This is a genomic window from Aeromonas lusitana (assembly GCF_002812985.1).
Lineage (GTDB): Bacteria > Pseudomonadota > Gammaproteobacteria > Enterobacterales > Aeromonadaceae > Aeromonas > Aeromonas lusitana.
This window is the reverse complement of record NZ_PGCP01000014.1, coordinates 67,089-83,985: the sequence shown is the minus strand read 5'-3', so window position 1 is coordinate 83,985 and position 16,897 is coordinate 67,089. Positions and strand designations below refer to the sequence as shown.

The 16,897-nt window shown below is 61.2% G+C and carries 15 protein-coding genes and 1 tRNA gene; 7 read left to right on the top strand and 9 right to left on the bottom strand.

Annotation, left to right across the window (positions count from 1 at the left end):
• Positions 1-48: 48 nt before the first annotated feature.
• Positions 49-1,479, bottom strand: coding sequence for a COG3014 family protein (locus CUC44_RS10180; RefSeq protein ID WP_167388859.1), 1,431 nt, complete (start codon positions 1,477-1,479; stop codon positions 49-51).
• Positions 1,479-1,829: a purine nucleoside phosphoramidase gene (gene hinT, locus CUC44_RS10175; RefSeq protein WP_100859851.1), complete on the bottom strand. Its 351-nt coding sequence runs from the start codon at positions 1,827-1,829 to the stop codon at positions 1,479-1,481. The genes CUC44_RS10180 and hinT overlap by 1 nt, the downstream gene beginning before the upstream one ends.
• A 250-nt stretch (positions 1,830-2,079) precedes the next feature.
• Here hinT and CUC44_RS10170 point away from each other — a divergent pair, with 250 nt between their 5' ends.
• Positions 2,080-4,092, top strand: coding sequence for a methyl-accepting chemotaxis protein (locus CUC44_RS10170; protein WP_100859850.1), 2,013 nt, complete (start codon positions 2,080-2,082; stop codon positions 4,090-4,092).
• Between the two features lie 173 nt (positions 4,093-4,265).
• A complete protein-coding gene (locus CUC44_RS10165; RefSeq protein ID WP_100859849.1) occupies positions 4,266-4,898 on the top strand; it encodes a LysE family translocator in 633 nt (210 codons plus the stop codon).
• Positions 4,899-4,962: 64 nt separating this feature from the next.
• Here the strand turns inward: CUC44_RS10165 and CUC44_RS10160 are convergent, their stop codons facing one another.
• The gene (locus CUC44_RS10160) at positions 4,963-5,838 is read right to left on the bottom strand and encodes a 6-carboxytetrahydropterin synthase (protein ID WP_167388858.1); all 876 of its coding nucleotides are present in this window, start codon (positions 5,836-5,838) and stop codon (positions 4,963-4,965) included.
• Between the two features lie 79 nt (positions 5,839-5,917).
• Between CUC44_RS10160 and CUC44_RS10155 the strand changes: the two genes are divergently transcribed.
• From CUC44_RS10155 to CUC44_RS10140, 4 genes are all read left to right on the top strand, one after another.
• Positions 5,918-7,261, top strand: coding sequence for a dihydroorotase (locus CUC44_RS10155; protein ID WP_100859848.1), 1,344 nt, complete (start codon positions 5,918-5,920; stop codon positions 7,259-7,261).
• Between the two features lie 342 nt (positions 7,262-7,603).
• Positions 7,604-7,680: transfer RNA gene (locus CUC44_RS10150), tRNA-Pro, on the top strand.
• A 169-nt stretch (positions 7,681-7,849) separates the two neighbouring features.
• Entirely contained in the window at positions 7,850-8,326 is a 477-nt protein-coding gene (locus tag CUC44_RS10145; protein WP_100859847.1) for a CC0125/CC1285 family lipoprotein, read from the top strand.
• Positions 8,327-8,530: 204 nt separating this feature from the next.
• Entirely contained in the window at positions 8,531-9,790 is a 1,260-nt protein-coding gene (locus CUC44_RS10140; RefSeq protein WP_100859846.1) for a dicarboxylate/amino acid:cation symporter, read from the top strand.
• 54 nt (positions 9,791-9,844) lie between these two features.
• Here the strand turns inward: CUC44_RS10140 and CUC44_RS10135 are convergent, their stop codons facing one another.
• Positions 9,845-10,291, bottom strand: coding sequence for a methyltransferase family protein (locus tag CUC44_RS10135; protein ID WP_100859845.1), 447 nt, complete (start codon positions 10,289-10,291; stop codon positions 9,845-9,847).
• A 173-nt stretch (positions 10,292-10,464) separates the two neighbouring features.
• Here CUC44_RS10135 and alr point away from each other — a divergent pair, with 173 nt between their 5' ends.
• Entirely contained in the window at positions 10,465-11,691 is a 1,227-nt protein-coding gene (gene alr / locus CUC44_RS10130) for an alanine racemase (protein ID WP_100859844.1), read from the top strand.
• Positions 11,692-11,748: 57 nt separating this feature from the next.
• On the opposite strand, the gene CUC44_RS10125 is transcribed toward alr, so the two are convergent.
• The 5 genes from CUC44_RS10125 to oppB all read right to left on the bottom strand — a co-directional run bounded on the left by CUC44_RS10125 (position 11,749) and on the right by oppB (position 16,852).
• The gene (locus CUC44_RS10125; protein ID WP_100859843.1) at positions 11,749-12,705 is read right to left on the bottom strand and encodes a TerC family protein; all 957 of its coding nucleotides are present in this window, start codon (positions 12,703-12,705) and stop codon (positions 11,749-11,751) included.
• Between the two features lie 290 nt (positions 12,706-12,995).
• On the bottom strand, positions 12,996-13,991 hold the full coding sequence (gene oppF / locus CUC44_RS10120; protein ID WP_100859842.1) for a murein tripeptide/oligopeptide ABC transporter ATP binding protein OppF: 996 nt from the start codon (positions 13,989-13,991) through the stop codon (positions 12,996-12,998).
• Entirely contained in the window at positions 13,992-14,972 is a 981-nt protein-coding gene (oppD, locus tag CUC44_RS10115; protein ID WP_100859841.1) for an ABC transporter ATP-binding protein, read from the bottom strand.
• Positions 14,973-15,005: 33 nt separating this feature from the next.
• Complete coding sequence (gene oppC / locus CUC44_RS10110; RefSeq protein ID WP_100859840.1) at positions 15,006-15,917, bottom strand: oligopeptide ABC transporter permease OppC; 912 nt, start codon at positions 15,915-15,917, stop codon at positions 15,006-15,008.
• A 14-nt stretch (positions 15,918-15,931) separates the two neighbouring features.
• Positions 15,932-16,852, bottom strand: a complete 921-nt coding sequence (oppB, locus tag CUC44_RS10105; protein ID WP_100859839.1) for an oligopeptide ABC transporter permease OppB — start codon at positions 16,850-16,852, stop codon at positions 15,932-15,934.
• Between the last annotated feature and the right edge of the window lie 45 nt (positions 16,853-16,897).

The window sequence follows — 16,897 nt, the reverse complement described above, 5'->3', positions numbered from 1 at the left end:
GTGGGCTCGCGCCGCACAGTGCGGGCGAGGCTCCTCATTCGCTTGGACTTACAGCGGCATCACCCGGGTGGTCAGGCGGTTGCCGAGGCGCTGCACCCACACTAGCGTGGTTTGCCCTGCATGTATGGTCAGCGGCAACTCGCGCATGGCGCTGCCCGCCCCCAGGGTGAGCCTGATGTCCCCTGCCGGCAGTGACCCTTGCCAGCTGGAGGCCTGGGCCGGCAGCGTGAGCCAGCTGCGGGTATCGGCGCGCTCCGACAAGGTGTTGAAGATGCCGACCAGGATATTGCCTACATCACCTCCCTCCTTGGCGGCGGAGCGCCTGAGCTGCTCTTTGCTGAGCAACCGCAGCGCCTGGCGGGTCAACATGCCCGGCAGTCGCTCCTGCAAGTCCTTGGCGGCCAGCGCCTCGAGTCGCACAAGCGCACTGGTTTGTTCATGGCGGTTCCCCACGCTCACCGCGAGCGGCCCGCTGTCGCTGGCCCTATTGTCGTAATAGGGCACGGCCACGGTAAAGGTGCGAAAATCCCCGCCCGAGGTGGCGATGGGCAGCGGCAGGAAGAATTCCCGCCGCGCCGGGATGAGGCCATCCTCAAACAGCACCACCAGCTGGCCTTGATTCTTGGCTATAGAAGGGACCAGCGGCGGTGCCTTGCGGCCCAGCTTCTTCTCCGTCTCGCGCAGCTCGTCCGGGGAGCCGCGCAGGCGCGCGAGACGCAGCAGGGCAACCTGCAGGCTCAGGTTGTCCGGCGCTATCTGGTAACCGCGCTGGTAATCCACCCAGGCATCGTTGAGATCCCCGCTCGCCTCGTAGAGCACGCCGGAGAAGTAGAAGGTGTAGGCGTTCTGGAAACCGTTCTTCACCTGGCCTATCAGCCGATCGAGCTCCGGCATTCCGCGCGACACCTGTTGGCGCATCTGCTCATCCCCGCCCTCTTCCTGTTGCGCCTTGGCCGCCCGCACCTCGTCGGCGCGAGTCTTGAGGGCCTGCTCCTGCACCTGATTGGCACGGCGCACCTCCACCAGGGCGCCCTCGGCGTCACCCCGTTGCAGGTAATTGAGGGCCAGATAGTGGTGCAGCATGGTGCGCTCGTAATCCGGCACCCGATAGGCCATGGTCTGATCGTTGGTGAGCAGGCTGCCCGCCTGGGCCAGGCCGCGGCTCAGCCGGTATTGGGCCTGTTCATCCTCCCAGGCGAGGCGGCTGTCGGCGGCGGCGAAGGCCTGCTTGCTGCCCGCATCCTGCCCGGCGAGCCAGGCGATGCGCCCCTGCTCGAGGCGATCCAACACATAGGTGTCATCCCCCAGCTCGGAGTCACGCACCTCGGGCAGGGCCTCTGCGGCATGGCCCAGCAACAACTGGTTGCGCAGGGGCACCATCTGATCCGAATAGGAGACGAAGAGATCCTGCCAGTGGGAGGCGCAGCCCCCCAGCAGCAGACCGGCCAACAGCAGGCCGGTCACTGACACGAACCGCATCACAGGCTGAGCAGGGGCCCCAGAGACTGGCCGCCGACCAGGTGCATGTGGATGTGATAGACCTCCTGCCCGCCGTGGCGGTTGCAGTTCATGATGAGGCGATAGCCGTCTTCGGCGATCCCGGCCTCACTCGCCAGCTTGCGCGCCACTGTGAACATGCGGCCCAGCGCCAGCTCGTGCTCCGGCTCCACGTCGTTGACTGTGGGGATCAGCACGTTCGGCACTATCAGGATATGGGTCTTGGCCTTGGGCTGGATATCGCGAAACGCGGTCACCAGATCGTCTTGATAAAGGATGTCGGCGGGGATCTCTTTGCGGATGATTTTGCTGAAAATGGTTTCATGCGCCATGGGTAACTCCTTTATATGAAAAAGAAAATTGTAAACACATCTCAAGCGAATCCCGAACTCATCGCCAAAGCCCGTCAAGTGTGACACAAGCCGATATTTGGCACAGCCGTTGTCCCAATCGCTTCAGTTATTGTTAAGAATACCGATAGTCAGGGAGACGTCCTCCATGTCGTGACCACCCGGGTCATGCAGGGTATCAAAAGGACGGGGTACTCAGGCAAGGGACTTTTGCACAGACAGCGGGACAATAATGAAACAAACTATGTCAGACCTCTCGATCTTACAGAGAGTCTATTTTGGCTTTGCCATCCTGGTCGCCGTCATGGTCGCCAGCGCGGTACTGACCTTTCGCGGCCAGAGTGAGCTGAGCGGGGCGCTGGATCAAGTCACCCAGCAGTCCATGCCCCTGGTGATCGCCAGCAGCCAGACCCAGATAAGCCTCCTCAGCGCCAACAAGTGGCTCACCGACGTGCTCACCGAACAGGATCCCAAGTTGCTGCCAGGGGAAGTGGCCGAGTTGCAGCAGGCCAAGGCCCAGGTCGACAAGATGCTGGCCACTCTCAAGCAGCAGGTTGCCACCCACCCCGAGCTGCAGGCCGAGATGGCCGCCCTCGGCAAGCTGGTGAGCGATTACCTGCAACTGACCCAGACCCTGCCCACCGAGCATGAAGCCCTGCTCACCCGGCTGCACAAGGTCAACCAAGCCAAGGGCCAGTTCCAGGTCAGCCTGCCCCAGTTCAAGAAGAACCTGAGTGACATGATGGTCTCCATCGATGACAGCTTCATCAAGATGCTGTCCGAGACCCTGACCACCAAGCTCTCCGCCATCGAGCTCTCCACCATGGATGCGCTCAACCAGACCATACCGGCCCCCATCGAAGGGGCGCTCAAGCGGAACAAGATGCAGATCGAGAGCTTCAACAGCACCATCAAGGATCTGCAGGGTGAGCTCACGGACTTTGACAACAACATGGGCCATTACGTCCATGGGTTCGTACGCGACACCACGGGCAACGAAGGGGTGCTCTCCCAGTATCTGGCGCTGATGAAGCAGCAACAGGCCATGCGTGAGCAGAGCAAGCAGGCGAGCCAGCTCATCGTCAGCATCCAGAACAAGCTGGAGGGGATCACGGCCCAGAGCCAGCAGCTGATGAACGCCAGCATCCGCGCCTCCGACCAGGTGCAGACCCAGAGTACCCTCACCCAGGCCATCAGCATCGTCATCGCCATCCTGGTCGCCATCCTGGTGGCCTTCACCCTGGGCAAGGCTATTCGCCGTCCGCTGAAAGAGTTGCTACGAGTGCTGACCGAGGTGACCCAGGGCGACATGACCCAGAGAGTCGGCTTCAAGAGCCAGAACGAATTCGGCCAGCTCGGCAGCCAGATCAACCTGCTTATCCAGCAGATGGGGGATGTGCTCAAGCAGCTCTCCCAGGCGTCTAACCAGCTCAACAGCGCGGCCCATGACAACCGCCACACCACGGAAGCGGTGCGCGCGGATCTCGAGAAGCAGCGCCAGGAGACAGCCTCGGTCGCCGCCGCCATGACCGAGATGGAAGCCTCGGTGCGGGAAGTCGCCCAGGCCGCCAACCAGACCCTGGAGCGGGTGATGGACGTGGAGAAGGCATCGCAGATGGGGCGCAAGGTGATGGCTGGCAACATCACCACCACCCATCAGCTGGCGGGCAAGTTGCAGCAAACCGGTGCCGTCATCGGCGACGTGAGCGCCATGAGCGGCCAGATTGGCAACATACTCGACGTCATCCGCGGCATCGCCGAGCAGACCAACTTGCTGGCGCTGAACGCCGCCATCGAGGCCGCCCGCGCTGGCGAGCAGGGCCGTGGTTTTGCGGTGGTGGCGGACGAGGTGCGCAACCTGGCAGGCCGCACCGCCCAGTCCACCAGCGAGATCCAGCAGATGATCGAAAACCTGCAGCAGGGGGTCGCCCGGGCGGTCAACGTGATGCAGGAGTGCTCCCGCGAGATGGACAGCTGCATGGATCAGAGCTCCCAGGCCAACAATGCCATGGAGGAGGTGCAGGGGATCGTGGTGCTGATCAGCGACATGTCGAGCCAGATCGCCTCCGCCGCCGAGCAGCAGCAGGCCACCAGCGCCGACATCGCCACCAACCTCAACCGCATCTCGGATATCTCGGATCTCAACTATCAGGGCATCGAGAAGGTGGCCGAGACCAGCCAGCAGCTCGACTCCCTGGCCGAGCAACAAGAGGGGCTGGTGCAGCGCTTCCGGTTGAGCGCCTGACTCGTTCCACACCGTATTGTGAAGGGGCCGACGGGCCCCTTTTTCATTGCCGCTTCCATTGCCGTGCAGGCCAGAGGGGAAAAGACTGATCCCGGTCACGGACAGCCGCCCTCCCCTGAGCCAGCATGGCCCTATGTTTCCCTTTGCGACCCGGTCGCCCTCAGGATGTGGTCATGATCTCCCTTAGCCAGTTACTGCTGTTTGCCGCCGCCTCCCTGCTGATGGCCCTGACCCCGGGCCCGAACATGATCTACCTGCTCTCCCGCGCCCTCTGCCAGGGGCGGGTGGCGGCCATCATGTCATGGGGGGGCGTGGTGCTCGGCTTCAGCGTCCACATGCTGTGCGCCGCCGTCGGCCTGACCGCGCTCTTCATGGCGATCCCCATGGGCTATGAGCTGCTTAAAGTCGCCGGCGCCCTCTACCTGCTGTGGATGGCCTGGCAGGGGATAAAACCTGGCTCGATCTCCCCGTTCGAGCCATCCTCCTTGCCCGCCCACTCCGCCGGCCGGCTGTTTCTGATGGGCCTGCTCACCAGCGTGCTCAACCCCAAGGTCGCCATCTTCTATCTCTCGGTATTGCCCCAATTTATCTCACCGGATACGGGCTCAGTGCTCGGCCAGAGCCTGCAACTCGGCACGGTACAACTGCTTATCAGCGCCGCCGTCAACTTGGGGATAGCCCTGTCTGCCGCCCAGATCTCGGGCTGGTTTGCCCGCCACCGGCTCTGGCTCGCGGTGCAACGCTATCTGATGGCCACAGTTCTCGGTTTGCTCGCCGTCCGTCTGCTGGCCCAGGGCCGCAGCTAAGGCCTGTCAGCCGCCACGCAGGCAATAAAAAAGGCTCCCATCGGGAGCCTTTTTTATTGCCAGATCAGGCGTAGGCGATGGCGCCCTTGCCGACCCCTTCATAGGCGACGATCTTCACGAACTTGTCACCCACTTGCTTTTTCACTTCGCGGGCAATGTAGTGAGCCAGCAACTCTATGGTGGTGTCGGTGTCGATCATCTCCACCTCCGCCGCCGGCATGGCCAGCTGGAACAGCCCCTGGGGTGCCACGTACTTGAAGCCGAGGTGATGCTCACCCAGATGGGCCTTGGCAAGATCGCTTAAATCCAGCTCGGACAGGGAGACCTGATCTTCCTGGGTGCCGAGGTAGATGTCGTTCCAGCGCTCGGCCCAGTTCAGCTCCAGCTCCTCGTCCCGCTCCCCATCCACCAAGATCTCGATGGGAGAGCGGTGACCGTGGGCGATGCGCTGACAGTTGCCGTCGTGCTTCTTCAGGCCATGGCTGTAGTGGTAGAAGGCGCCGTCGAGACGCTCCTGGCGCAGGGTCAGGGACAAGTCCTTGATGTTGCCCGGCAAGCGGGTGGCCAGCACCCCCAGCAGGTAACGGGTCACGGATTCCTTGTCCACCTGTGGCGCCGGAATGAAGGCGAATGCCTGGGACGGGCTGCGCAGATGGATGGAGCGCGCCGGGCGCAACAGATCCACTGTGCACTCGTCGTTATCCAGCGCAGCTATGTGTACCAGGCCACAGCCGGTCGGCACCAGCAGCTTGTGATCCACCTCTTCGTCTATGATGGACTTGATGAGTTTCTTCACCCGGCCGAAGTCCAGCAGCATGCTCATCTCGTTGAGCTCACCGCTCATTTCGATGTCGACCAGCCAGCTCTCCCCTACCATGCCACGGCGTTCACACAGATAGCTGGAGTCGATAACGGTCAAATCTCTTACAAATAACTTCATCACTCAGACCTTGCTACAGAGAAAGTGCAGTTTGGGATATTATGACCCCGGATTATCGGCAAAGGAACTGGAACCCCCCATGAACAAATTGCTTATCAAGAATGCCACCCTGGTCAACGAAGGCCGCATCTATGCATCCGACGTGTTGATCGAGGGGGAAAGGATAGCGCGCATCGCCCCCGACATCAGCGCCCCGGATGCCGTGGTGATCGATGCCGCGGGTCGTCACCTCATCCCCGGGATGATCGACGATCAGGTCCACTTCCGGGAGCCCGGCCTGACCCACAAGGGCACCATCGCCAGTGAATCCCGGGCCGCCGTGGCAGGTGGAACCACCAGCTTCATGGAAATGCCCAACGTCAATCCCCAGACCACCACCATCGATGTCCTCGAAGCCAAATACCAGATAGCCGCCAACTCCGCCGCCGCCAACTACAGCTTCTACCTGGGTGCCACCAACGACAACCTGGAAGAGATCAAGAAGCTCGATCCCAAGCAGTCCTGCGGCATCAAGATCTTCATGGGTGCCTCCACCGGCAACATGCTGGTAGACAACCAGGAGACCCTGGCGGCCATCTTCCGCGAGAGTCCGGTGATGATAGTCACCCACTGCGAGGACACCCCGTCCATCAAGGTGTTGGAAGACGAGGCCCGCGCCAAGTGGGGCGAGGACGTGCCGATGCGCGAGCACGGCCGCATCCGCAGCGCCGATGCCTGCTACAAATCCTCTAGCATGGCGGTGGGGCTGGCGAAGAAATACGGCGCCAAGCTGCATGTGCTGCACCTGACCACGGCCAAGGAGCTGTCGCTCTTTACCGCGACGCCGGATCTGAAGGATCTCAAAGACAAGAACATCACCGCCGAGGTGTGCGTGCATCACCTCTTCTTCAACGAGGCGGACTACGACACCCTGGGCAGCCAGATCAAGTGCAACCCGGCGGTGAAGAGCGCGGCGGATCAGCATGCCCTGCTGGATGCGGTACGCAACGACGTGCTGGACATCATCGCCACCGACCACGCCCCCCACACCTGGGAAGAGAAGCAGAACAGCTACTTCAAGGCGCCGTCCGGCGTGCCCTTGGTGCAGCACTCTCTGCAGGCCCTGCTGGAGCTCTACCACAACGGTGTCTTCTCACTGGAGACCATCGTCAAGAAGACCTCCCACGCGGTGGCCGAGCGCTTCCAGGTGCAGGATCGTGGCTACATCCGCGAGGGTTACTTCGCCGACCTGGTGCTGCTGGATCTCGGCAAGCCCTATGTGGTCAACGACAGCAACCTGCTCTACCTGTGCGGCTGGTCGCCGTTCAACGGCTACCGCTTCCAGAGCACCATCGAGATGACCCTGGTCAACGGCCAGATTGCCTGGCAAAACGGTCAGGTCACCGATCAGGTGCTCGGCAAGCGGCTGACCTTCAACCGCTGATATGAGAGGTTAACCGCTTCCAGAGCGCCATCCTTGAGGTGACCCTGGTCAACGGCCAGATCGCCTGGCAAAACGGCCAGGTCACCGATCCGGTGCTCGGCAAGCGGCTGACCTTCAACCGCTGATCACGGCCTTATGGCAGTGAGTGCCAAACGGTCGCCCATCAGGGCGGCCGTTTTTCATAGGGGCGGGCGGATTGGCGCCGAAAAAGGGAGCCCTTGGTCGCACTTTGATCCGAAGTTGCTCGCAAAGCAGGCGAACGGTCTCGAAGTACCATTTCCCCTGTTGACAGGGCAGGACCATATCCATAAACTCAGCCCCCGTCAGCCGAGCTGACTCCGTCGGTGTGTAGCGCAGCCAGGTAGCGCATCTGCATGGGGTGTAGAGGGTCGGAGGTTCGAATCCTCTCACACCGACCAAATTCCCCGAGAAAGGCCTTGTCAAACGACAAGGCCTTTTCTTTTGGCTCCGCATCGGGGTTGCCAGCCTTGGAACACGGCAAGGCGCCTCGTCATCCGTTTGCCTATGATTGTCTCGCTCCGGGGTTTGTGCTCTAGTGATCCGGTGTTTCGTCAACCGGCCTGCAAGATGTCGCTCCCCCGCTCTCCCCTCCTTTGCCTCGCCCTGTGCGCCCTGTTGCTGACCCAGCTCGGTGGCTGCGCCACCGCCTATGACAGCGAGAAATCCTTCTGGAACGGCCAGACCGGCTTCTCCGAGACCCGTCTTGGCGCCGACAAGTGGCAGCTGGAGTTTGTGGGCAACGATCTGGTGGACAGGGAGACGGCCCGTAAATACGTGCTCAAGCGGGCGGGCGAGATGGCGTTGGCGCAGGGCTATGCCTGGGTTGACGTGCAGGAGCTGACCCTGGCGCGAGACGCGGTGAGAGTCACCCAGACGCGCCCCCAGTTTGGCTTCGATGAATACGAACCCGATACCTTCATGGACGAGATGCACGTGGAGCATCGCATCTCGGCCCTGCTGATCTTCACCCTGGCTCACCGACCCTCGAGCGAGAAGAGTATGGAAGCGATTTATATTGCAAATGCAAAAATAAACAGTGATTAATATAAGTTAAATGCAAGATCCATATCACATACAACTAATAACAACATAAAGTTCTGCCATAAGCCGCTGGATTTCCATTTCGTGATTAGGCATGCTGCGAGCACACCGGCTGTCAGGATTCCATGGCCCGGATCACAAAAACGGACTAAGGTGGCACCCTTGCCACCGGCACACGCACTGCAATATCGACACTGGGACACCCCCATGAAAATGAACAAATTGACGGTAGCCATCCTTATCGCGATGCTGCTTGGCATTGCTACTGGCCAGGGCTACCGCCTGCTGGCGCCTGCAGAGGCAGCCGATTTTGCCAGCAACATCACCATCTTGACCGACATCTTCCTGCGTCTTATCAAGATGATCATCGCGCCTCTGGTGTTCACCACCCTGGTGGTCGGCATCGCCAAGATGGGCGACACCCGTACCGTGGGCCGCATCGGCGCCAAGACCCTCGGCTGGTTCATGCTGGCCTCGCTCATGTCCCTGACACTGGGGCTGGTGATGGTCACCTTGCTGCAACCGGGTGTGGGCCTCTCCCTCTCCCTGCCCGATGACACCGCGACCTCAGGGGTCGCCGCCGGCGCCATCACCCTCAAGGACTTCGTGACCCACGCCATCCCGAAAAGCGTGATCGAAGCCATGGCCACCAACGAGATCCTGCAGATAGTGGTGTTCTCCCTGTTCTTCGGCCTGGCCGCCGCCGCTCTCGGCGATCTGGCCAGACCCGTGGTCACCCTGATGGCCAGCACCGCCGAGATCATGCTGAAAGTCACCGGCTACGTGATGAACTTCGCACCCTTCGCGGTGTTCGGCGCCATCGCCGCCATGGTCGCCAAGGAGGGCCTCGGCATCCTGGTCACCTACGGCAGCTTCATGGCCCAGTTCTACCTGGCGCTGGCCTGCCTCTGGCTGCTGCTGATCCTGATGGGCAGCCTGTTCATTCGTCGCCGGGTGCTGACCCTGCTCGCCATGATCCGCGAGCCCATCCTGCTGGCCTTCTCCACCGCCAGCTCCGAAGCCGCCTACCCCAAGACGCTCGACCGACTGGAAAAGTTCGGTTGTGACAAGCGCATCGCCAGCTTCGTGCTGCCCATGGGTTACTCCTTCAACCTGGACGGCTCCATGATGTACTGCACCTTCGCGGTCATGTTCATCGCCCAGGCCTATGGCATCGAGCTCTCCATGGCCCAGCAGATCACCATGCTGCTGCTGCTGATGGTCACCTCCAAGGGGATGGCGGGTGTGCCACGCGCCTCCCTGGTGGTGATCGCCGCCACCCTGAACCAGTTCCACATCCCGGAAGCCGGCCTGTTGCTGCTGCTCGGCATCGACCACTTCCTCGACATGGGCCGCTCCGCCACCAACGTGCTGGGCAACGCCATCGCCGCCAGCGTGGTCGCCAAGACAGAGGACAGCCTGGGGGAGACCCAGCCCCTGGACGAGGGCGAACTCGCCAAGGCGTGAGAGAAATCCTCATGAAAAAGGCCCGCAACTGCGGGCCTTTTTGTTGTTCGCACGTCAGCACCAGCGCCTCACCCGATGGCAGTACTGCACATAGGCGACCCCGAAACGGGCGCGCAGGGCCCGCTCTTCCGGCAGTATCTGAAAACGGGTGAGCCAGGCCAGCAGCAACAAGGGGCCAAGCCAGACCCAAACCCCGCCGAGATAACAGGCCAGCGCCATCAGCCAGCACAAGAGCCCCAGGTACATGGGATTGCGGCTGATGCGATAGACCCCCTGGGTCACCAGCACCCGGCTCTGCTGCAGGCGAATGGGATTGACCGTGGTGCGCTGGCGTCGAAAGTGCATCAGTGCCCCGCCCCCGAGCACAGCTCCCGCCAGCCAGAGGCCCGTGGCCAGTATCAACCAGACGCCCCTGCCCCTCGCCTCTTCGCTCCCCAACCACATGGCGAGCACTATGACGGCAAACAGCAACAAGGGTGGGATCCGCTGCTCGAATCGCATATTTTCTTCCTGCAAAATGTGCCACGAATGGCGCCAATGAGATACACTCGCATCGCCGGTGGCTGGGTAAAAAGTTAAAGAGATCATCTACATAGAATCAACAGCCCAGCAACACCGTCTCTCGCGTCTGAATCCAGACCTCCTCAACAGGAACAATAAGAAGGAATCATCCCATGCACAAGAAAACCCTGCTCGCCACCCTGGTCTTCGGCCTGCTGGCCGGCCAGGCGGTCGCCGCCCCCTACCTGCCGCTCGCCAGTGACACCCGCAACGGTCAGGAGCAGACCGCTGCCAACGCCTGGCTGGAAGTGGATCTGGGTGCCTTTGAGCACAACATCCAGACTCTCAAGGATCGCCTCGGTGACAAGGGCCCGCAGATCTGCGCCATCATGAAGGCGGACGCTTACGGCCACGGCATCGATCTGCTGGTGCCTTCCGTGGTCAAGGCCAACATCCCCTGCATCGGCATCGCCAGCAACGAAGAGGCTCGCGTGGCCCGTGAGAAAGGCTTCGAAGGCCGGCTGATGCGGGTCCGCGCCGCCACCCCCACCGAGGTGGAGCAGGCGCTGCCCTACAAGCTGGAAGAGCTCATCGGCAGCCTGGAGAGCGCCAAGGGCATCTCCGACATCGCCCTGCGTCATAACACCAAGGTACCGGTGCACATTGGCCTGAACTCCGCCGGCATGAGCCGCAACGGCATCGACCTGCGCCAGGCCGGTGCCAAGGACGAGGCCCTGGCCATGCTGCAACTTAAGGGCATCACCCCGGTCGGCATCATGACCCACTTCCCGGTGGAGGAAAAAGAGGACGTCAAACTGGGTCTGGCCCAGTTCAAGCTCGACAGCCAGTGGCTGCTGGAGGCGGGCAAGCTGGATCGCAGCAAGATCACCATCCACGCCGCCAACTCCTTCGCCACCCTAGAAGTGCCTGATGCCTACTTCGACATGGTCCGCCCAGGCGGCCTGCTGTACGGCGACTCCATCCCCTCCTACACCGAATACAAGCGCGTGATGGCGTTCAAGACCCAGGTCGCCTCGGTCAATCACTACCCGGCTGGCAACACCGTCGGCTATGACCGCACCTTCACCCTCAAGCGCGACTCCCTGCTGGCCAACCTGCCGCTGGGTTACTCCGACGGCTATCGCCGTGCGCTCAGCAACAAGGCCTATGTGCTGATCCAGGGTCAGAAGGTGCCGGTCGTTGGCAAGACCTCCATGAACACCATCATGGTGGACGTGACCGATCTGAAGGGAGTGAAACCCGGTGACGAGGTGGTGCTGTTTGGCCGCCAGGGCGAGGCCGAGGTGAAGCAGGCGGATCTGGAAGAGTACAATGGCGCCCTGCTGGCGGACATGTACACCATCTGGGGCTATACCAACCCCAAGAAGATCAAGCGCTGATAGCGGATCTGAAATGAAAAAGGGCTCCCGTGGGAGCCCTTTTTAGTGGTTTTGCAATCACACGGGTTTCACACCGTCTTTCTTGCGCGTCACCCAGAGGCTCAGCCCCATGGAGGTCAGCAGGATCAGCGCCACCACACCCAGCGCTATGCCCGTCGGGATCTTGAACACGTCCAGCAGCAACATCTTGACCCCGATGAACATCAGGATCAGCGCCAGGCCGTATTTGAGCAGGGCGAAGCGCTCCGCCACACCCGCCAGCAGGAAGTACATGGCGCGCAGACCCATGATGGCGAAGATGTTGGAGGTCAGCACGATGAAGGGATCCGTGGTCACCGCGAAGATGGCCGGGATACTGTCCACCGCGAAGATGAGGTCGCTCACTTCCACCAGCACCAGGATCAGCAAGAGCGGCGTGGCGTAGCGCACACCATCACGCCAGACGAAGAAGTTCTCCCCTTCCAGGTTCTCGGTCACCTTGAAGCGACGGCGCATCCAGCCCAGCAGCGGGTTGTTGGCCAAGTCCGGCTCCTTGTCCGCGGCCCACAGCATCTTGACCCCGGTCAGCAGCAGGAAGGCGCCGAACAGGTAGAGGATCCAGTGGAACTGCTCGATGAGCCAGCTGCCAGCGAACACCATGCCGGCCCGCATCACGATGGCACCCAGTACCCCGTACAGCAGCACCCGGCGCTGCAGCTCGGCCGGAATGGCAAAGTAGCCAAACAGCATCAACCAGACGAAGACGTTATCTACCGCCAGCGCCTTCTCGATGAGGTAGCCGGTGAGGAACTCCAGCCCCTTCTGGTTGGCGATTTCACGGCCGGCGCTGTGATCCAGCCAGAGCCAGATGGCCAGGTTGAACAGCAGGGCCACGCTCACCCAGATGAGGGACCAGATCCCCGCCTCTTTGAGCGACACCTTGTGCGCCTTGCCGCCGCCGACGAAGCGTATGTCAATCCATAACAGGACCAGCACTATGCTGAAGAAACCGGTCCACATCCACCATTCACCCATTTTTCACCTCTCCAAAAACGACAAAACCCACGACCGAGAGGCGTGGGTTTGCGTTTGGAGCAGATACACCTTGCCTCTCGGCAAGGTCTCACTTACAGCAATTGACTTGCTGCCCGGCTGCCGGGTCCACTGCATACATGCGTGCACCGTAATGACGACAAACCGGCGAGAAGTTACTCCCCTTGTTGCGCGGATGATAGCAACCCTGAAAGATAACGCCAAGGGGCATAGTGTGTCCTTTGCAAAATAAAAGGGGCGCCACCTGGGCGCCCCTTGTCATGGCGTCGAGATCAGAGCGGATCCACCTTGAGGCAGGAGACAGCGTGATCGAAGTTCCCCTCCAGCATGGGCCGGGTCTTGGCGCACTCCGGGCCCGCCACCGGGCAGCGAGTGCGGAACACGCAGCCGGACGGCGGATTCATGGGAGACGGCAGATCCCCTTCCAGGATCTGGATGACCTTGCTGCGCTCCAAGTCCGGATCCGGGATGGGCACGGCCGACATCAGCGCCTTGGTGTAAGGGTGCAGGGGATTGGCGAAGATCTCCTGGCGGGTGCCAAGCTCCACCGCATTGCCCAGATACATCACCAGCACCCGATCCGAGATATGTTTGACCACGGACAGGTCATGGGCGATGAAGATGAGGGACAGCCCCATCTCCTTTTGCAGGGATTTGAGCAGGTTTACCACCTGAGCCTGAATGGAGACATCCAGCGCCGAGACCGGCTCGTCGCAGATGATCATCTTGGGCTCCAGGATCAGTGCCCGGGCGATGCCGATGCGCTGACACTGGCCGCCGGAGAACTCGTGTGGATAACGGTTCACCAGGTTTGGCAGCAGGCCCACCTTGGTCATCATGGCACGCACCTTCTCCTTCACCTCATCCCTTGAGAGCTTGGGATAGAAGGTGATGAGGGGCTCGGCGATGATGTCACCGATTGTCATGCGCGGGTTGAGGGAGGCCAGCGGGTCCTGGAAGATCATCTGGATCTCCTTGCGCTTTTCCCGCAGCGCCCCCTGCTCCAGCTTGGTCAGATCCTGCCCGAGCCAGACCACCTTGCCGTCGGTGGCCGGCACCAGGCCGATCAAAGCCCGGGCGAAGGTGGACTTGCCACAGCCGGACTCACCGACCACGCCCAGGGTCTCCCCCTCATACAGGCGCACCGTCACCCCGTCCACCGCTTTCAACGCGGATGGCTTGGCCCAGGGCCAGGCCTTGTCACTCTTGATGCTGAAGTGGACCTTGAGGTCGGACACTTCCAGCAGCAGTTTCTTGTCAGTACCCATTTAGTGTGCCCCCTTGCTCATGGCATCCGATACCCAATGGCAGGCCCGCTCGCGACCGTCGTTGAACGGCGTCAGGATCGGGGACTGCTTGCCGCAGATCTCACTCGCCCTGTGGCAGCGCTCCTGGAAGGGGCAGCCGGTGGGCAGGCGCAGCAGGTTGGGCGGGTTACCCGGGATGGTGGGCAGCTCTTCCCCTTCCGTATCGAGGCGGGGAATGGCGCGCAGCAAGCCCTCGGTATAGGGGTGGCTCGGACGGTAGAAGATGTCGTTGACCTTGCCGTACTCCATGGTCCGACCGGCGTACATCACCAGCACCTTGTCACAGATACCGGCCACCACGCCGAGGTCGTGGGTGATCATGATGATGGCGGTGTTGAACTCGCGTTTGAGCTCGTTCATCAGGGTCATGATCTGGGCCTGCACCGTCACGTCCAGCGCCGTGGTCGGCTCATCGGCGATGAGCAGTTGCGGACGGCACAGCAGCGCCATGGCGATCATCACCCGCTGGCGCATGCCACCGGAGAACTCGTGCGGATACATGTTCATCCGCTTGCGGGTCTCGGGGATCTTGACCGCGTCCAGCATGCGAACAGACTCCTCGAACGCCGCCGCCTTGCTCATCCCCTTGTGCAGCATCAGCACTTCCATCAGCTGATCCTTCACCTTCATATAAGGGTTCAGCGAGGTCATGGGGTCCTGGAAGATCATGGCGATCTTCTCGGAGCGGATACGGTTGAGCTTGGATTCCGGCAGGTTGAGGATCTCATCCCCCTGGAACTTGGCGGACCCCGTGATGACACCGTTCTTGGCCAGCAGGCCCATGATGGCGAACGCGGTCTGGGACTTGCCGGAGCCGGACTCGCCGACGATGCCGAGGGTCTCGCCCGCAGCCAGAGAAAAGTTGAGGTCGTTGACGGCCACCACATTGCCATCCGGGGTCTTGAATTCGACCCGCAGATCTTTCACATCCAGTAATTTCATAAAGACTCCTTATCGATCTTTCGTGGCTCTTTCTCAACGATCCTTGGGATCGAGGGCGTCACGCAGACCATCCCCGAGGAAGTTGAAGCAAAACAGGGTCACCACCATGAAACCGGCGGGGAACAAGAGTTGCCAGATGGCCACTTCCATCGCTTTGGAGCCTTCGTCCAGCAGGGCACCCCAGCTGGTCATGGGTTCCTGGACACCGAGGCCGAGGAAACTCAGGAAGGATTCGAACATGATCATGCCCGGCACCAGCAAGGTGGCGTAAACGGCCACGATACCGAGCACGTTCGGCACTATGTGACGGGTGATGATCTTCCACTTGGAAACGCCACAGACGTGGGCCGCCTCGATGAACTCCTTGCTCTTGAGGCTCAGGGTCTGGCCGCGCACGATCCGCGCCATGTCGAGCCAGCTCACCGCGCCGATGGCGAGGAAGATGAGTGCCAAGTTCCTGCCAAAAAACGTCACCAGCATGATCACGAAGAACATGAAGGGGAAGGCGTTGAGGATCTCGAGGACCCGCATCATCAGGCTGTCGATGCGACCGCCGATGAAACCGGAGGCCGCGCCGTACAGTGTGCCTATGATGACGGCCACCAGGGCCCCCATGATGCCGACCATGAGCGAGATGCGACCGCCGAGCAGGGTGCGCACGAACAGATCGCGCCCCAGGCTGTCGGTACCGAACCAGTGACCGGTTTCCATGTCAGGCGCGGTTTGCATGGCACCCCAGTCCGGATCATCGAAGGTGTATTGGGACAGGTGCGGGCCGACGATCACCGCCAACCCTATGATGGTCAGGATGATGAGGCTGGTCAGCGCCGCCTTGTTGCGCAGGAAACGGCGGCGGGCATCCTTCCACAGGGAGCGCCCCTCCACCACCTCGACTTGCTGGGCGAACGCCTCGACGGCTTCGCGCTTTTCAGTTGTAACAACCATGATGAACTCCCGACTTAGTAACGGATCTTGGGGTCGATGACGGCGTAGAGAATGTCGACCACAGCGTTAAAGGTGATAGTGAGGGCGCCGACCAGAATGGTCAGACCGAGCACCATGGAGTAATCACGGTTGAGGGCACCGTTGACGAACAGCTGACCAATCCCCGGCAGGCCGAAGATGGTCTCGATCACCACGGAACCCGTGATGATGCCCACGAACGCCGGTCCCAGGTAGGAAACCACCGGCAGCATGGCCGGGCGCAGCGCGTGTTTGAGGATGATGTGACGCAGAGGCAAGCCCTTGGCGCGGGCGGTGCGGATGAAATTGGAGTTCATGGTCTCGATCATGCTGCCACGCATGATGCGCGAGATGGCCGAGATGTAGTACATCATCATGCCAAACACCGGCAATACCATGTACTGCACCCCGCCCCCCTGCCAGCCACCGGCCGGGAACCAGCCGAGATAGATACTGAAGAAGAGCACCAGCAAGGGTGCCAGCACGAAGCCCGGGATCACCACCCCGGCCATGGCCGACGACATCAACAGATAATCGATGACGGTGTTCTGTTTAAGCGCCGCTATGGTACCGAACGTTACCCCAAGCGTCACCGCCAGCAGGAAGGCGGCCAGGCCGATCTTGGCGGAGACAGGCAGTGCCTGGCTCACCAGATCGTTGACGGTGAAGTCCTTGTATTTGAAGGAGGGACCGAGATCGCCTTGGACCAGGTTGCCCAGATAAGTCAGATATTGCACGCCGATGGGCTTGTCCAGACCGTATTTGGCCTCGATGTTGGCCAAGACTTCCGGCGGCAGGGAACGTTCGCTGGTAAAGGGGTTACCCGGGGCGAAACGCATCATGAAGAAAGAGACGGTGATCAAGACCAGCAGGGTCGGGATCGCTTCCAGTAGACGTTTAAAAATGAATTTCAACATAGACATTTCCTGTCCTGTACTGCTTCCAAAGGGTCGCGGTTGTAA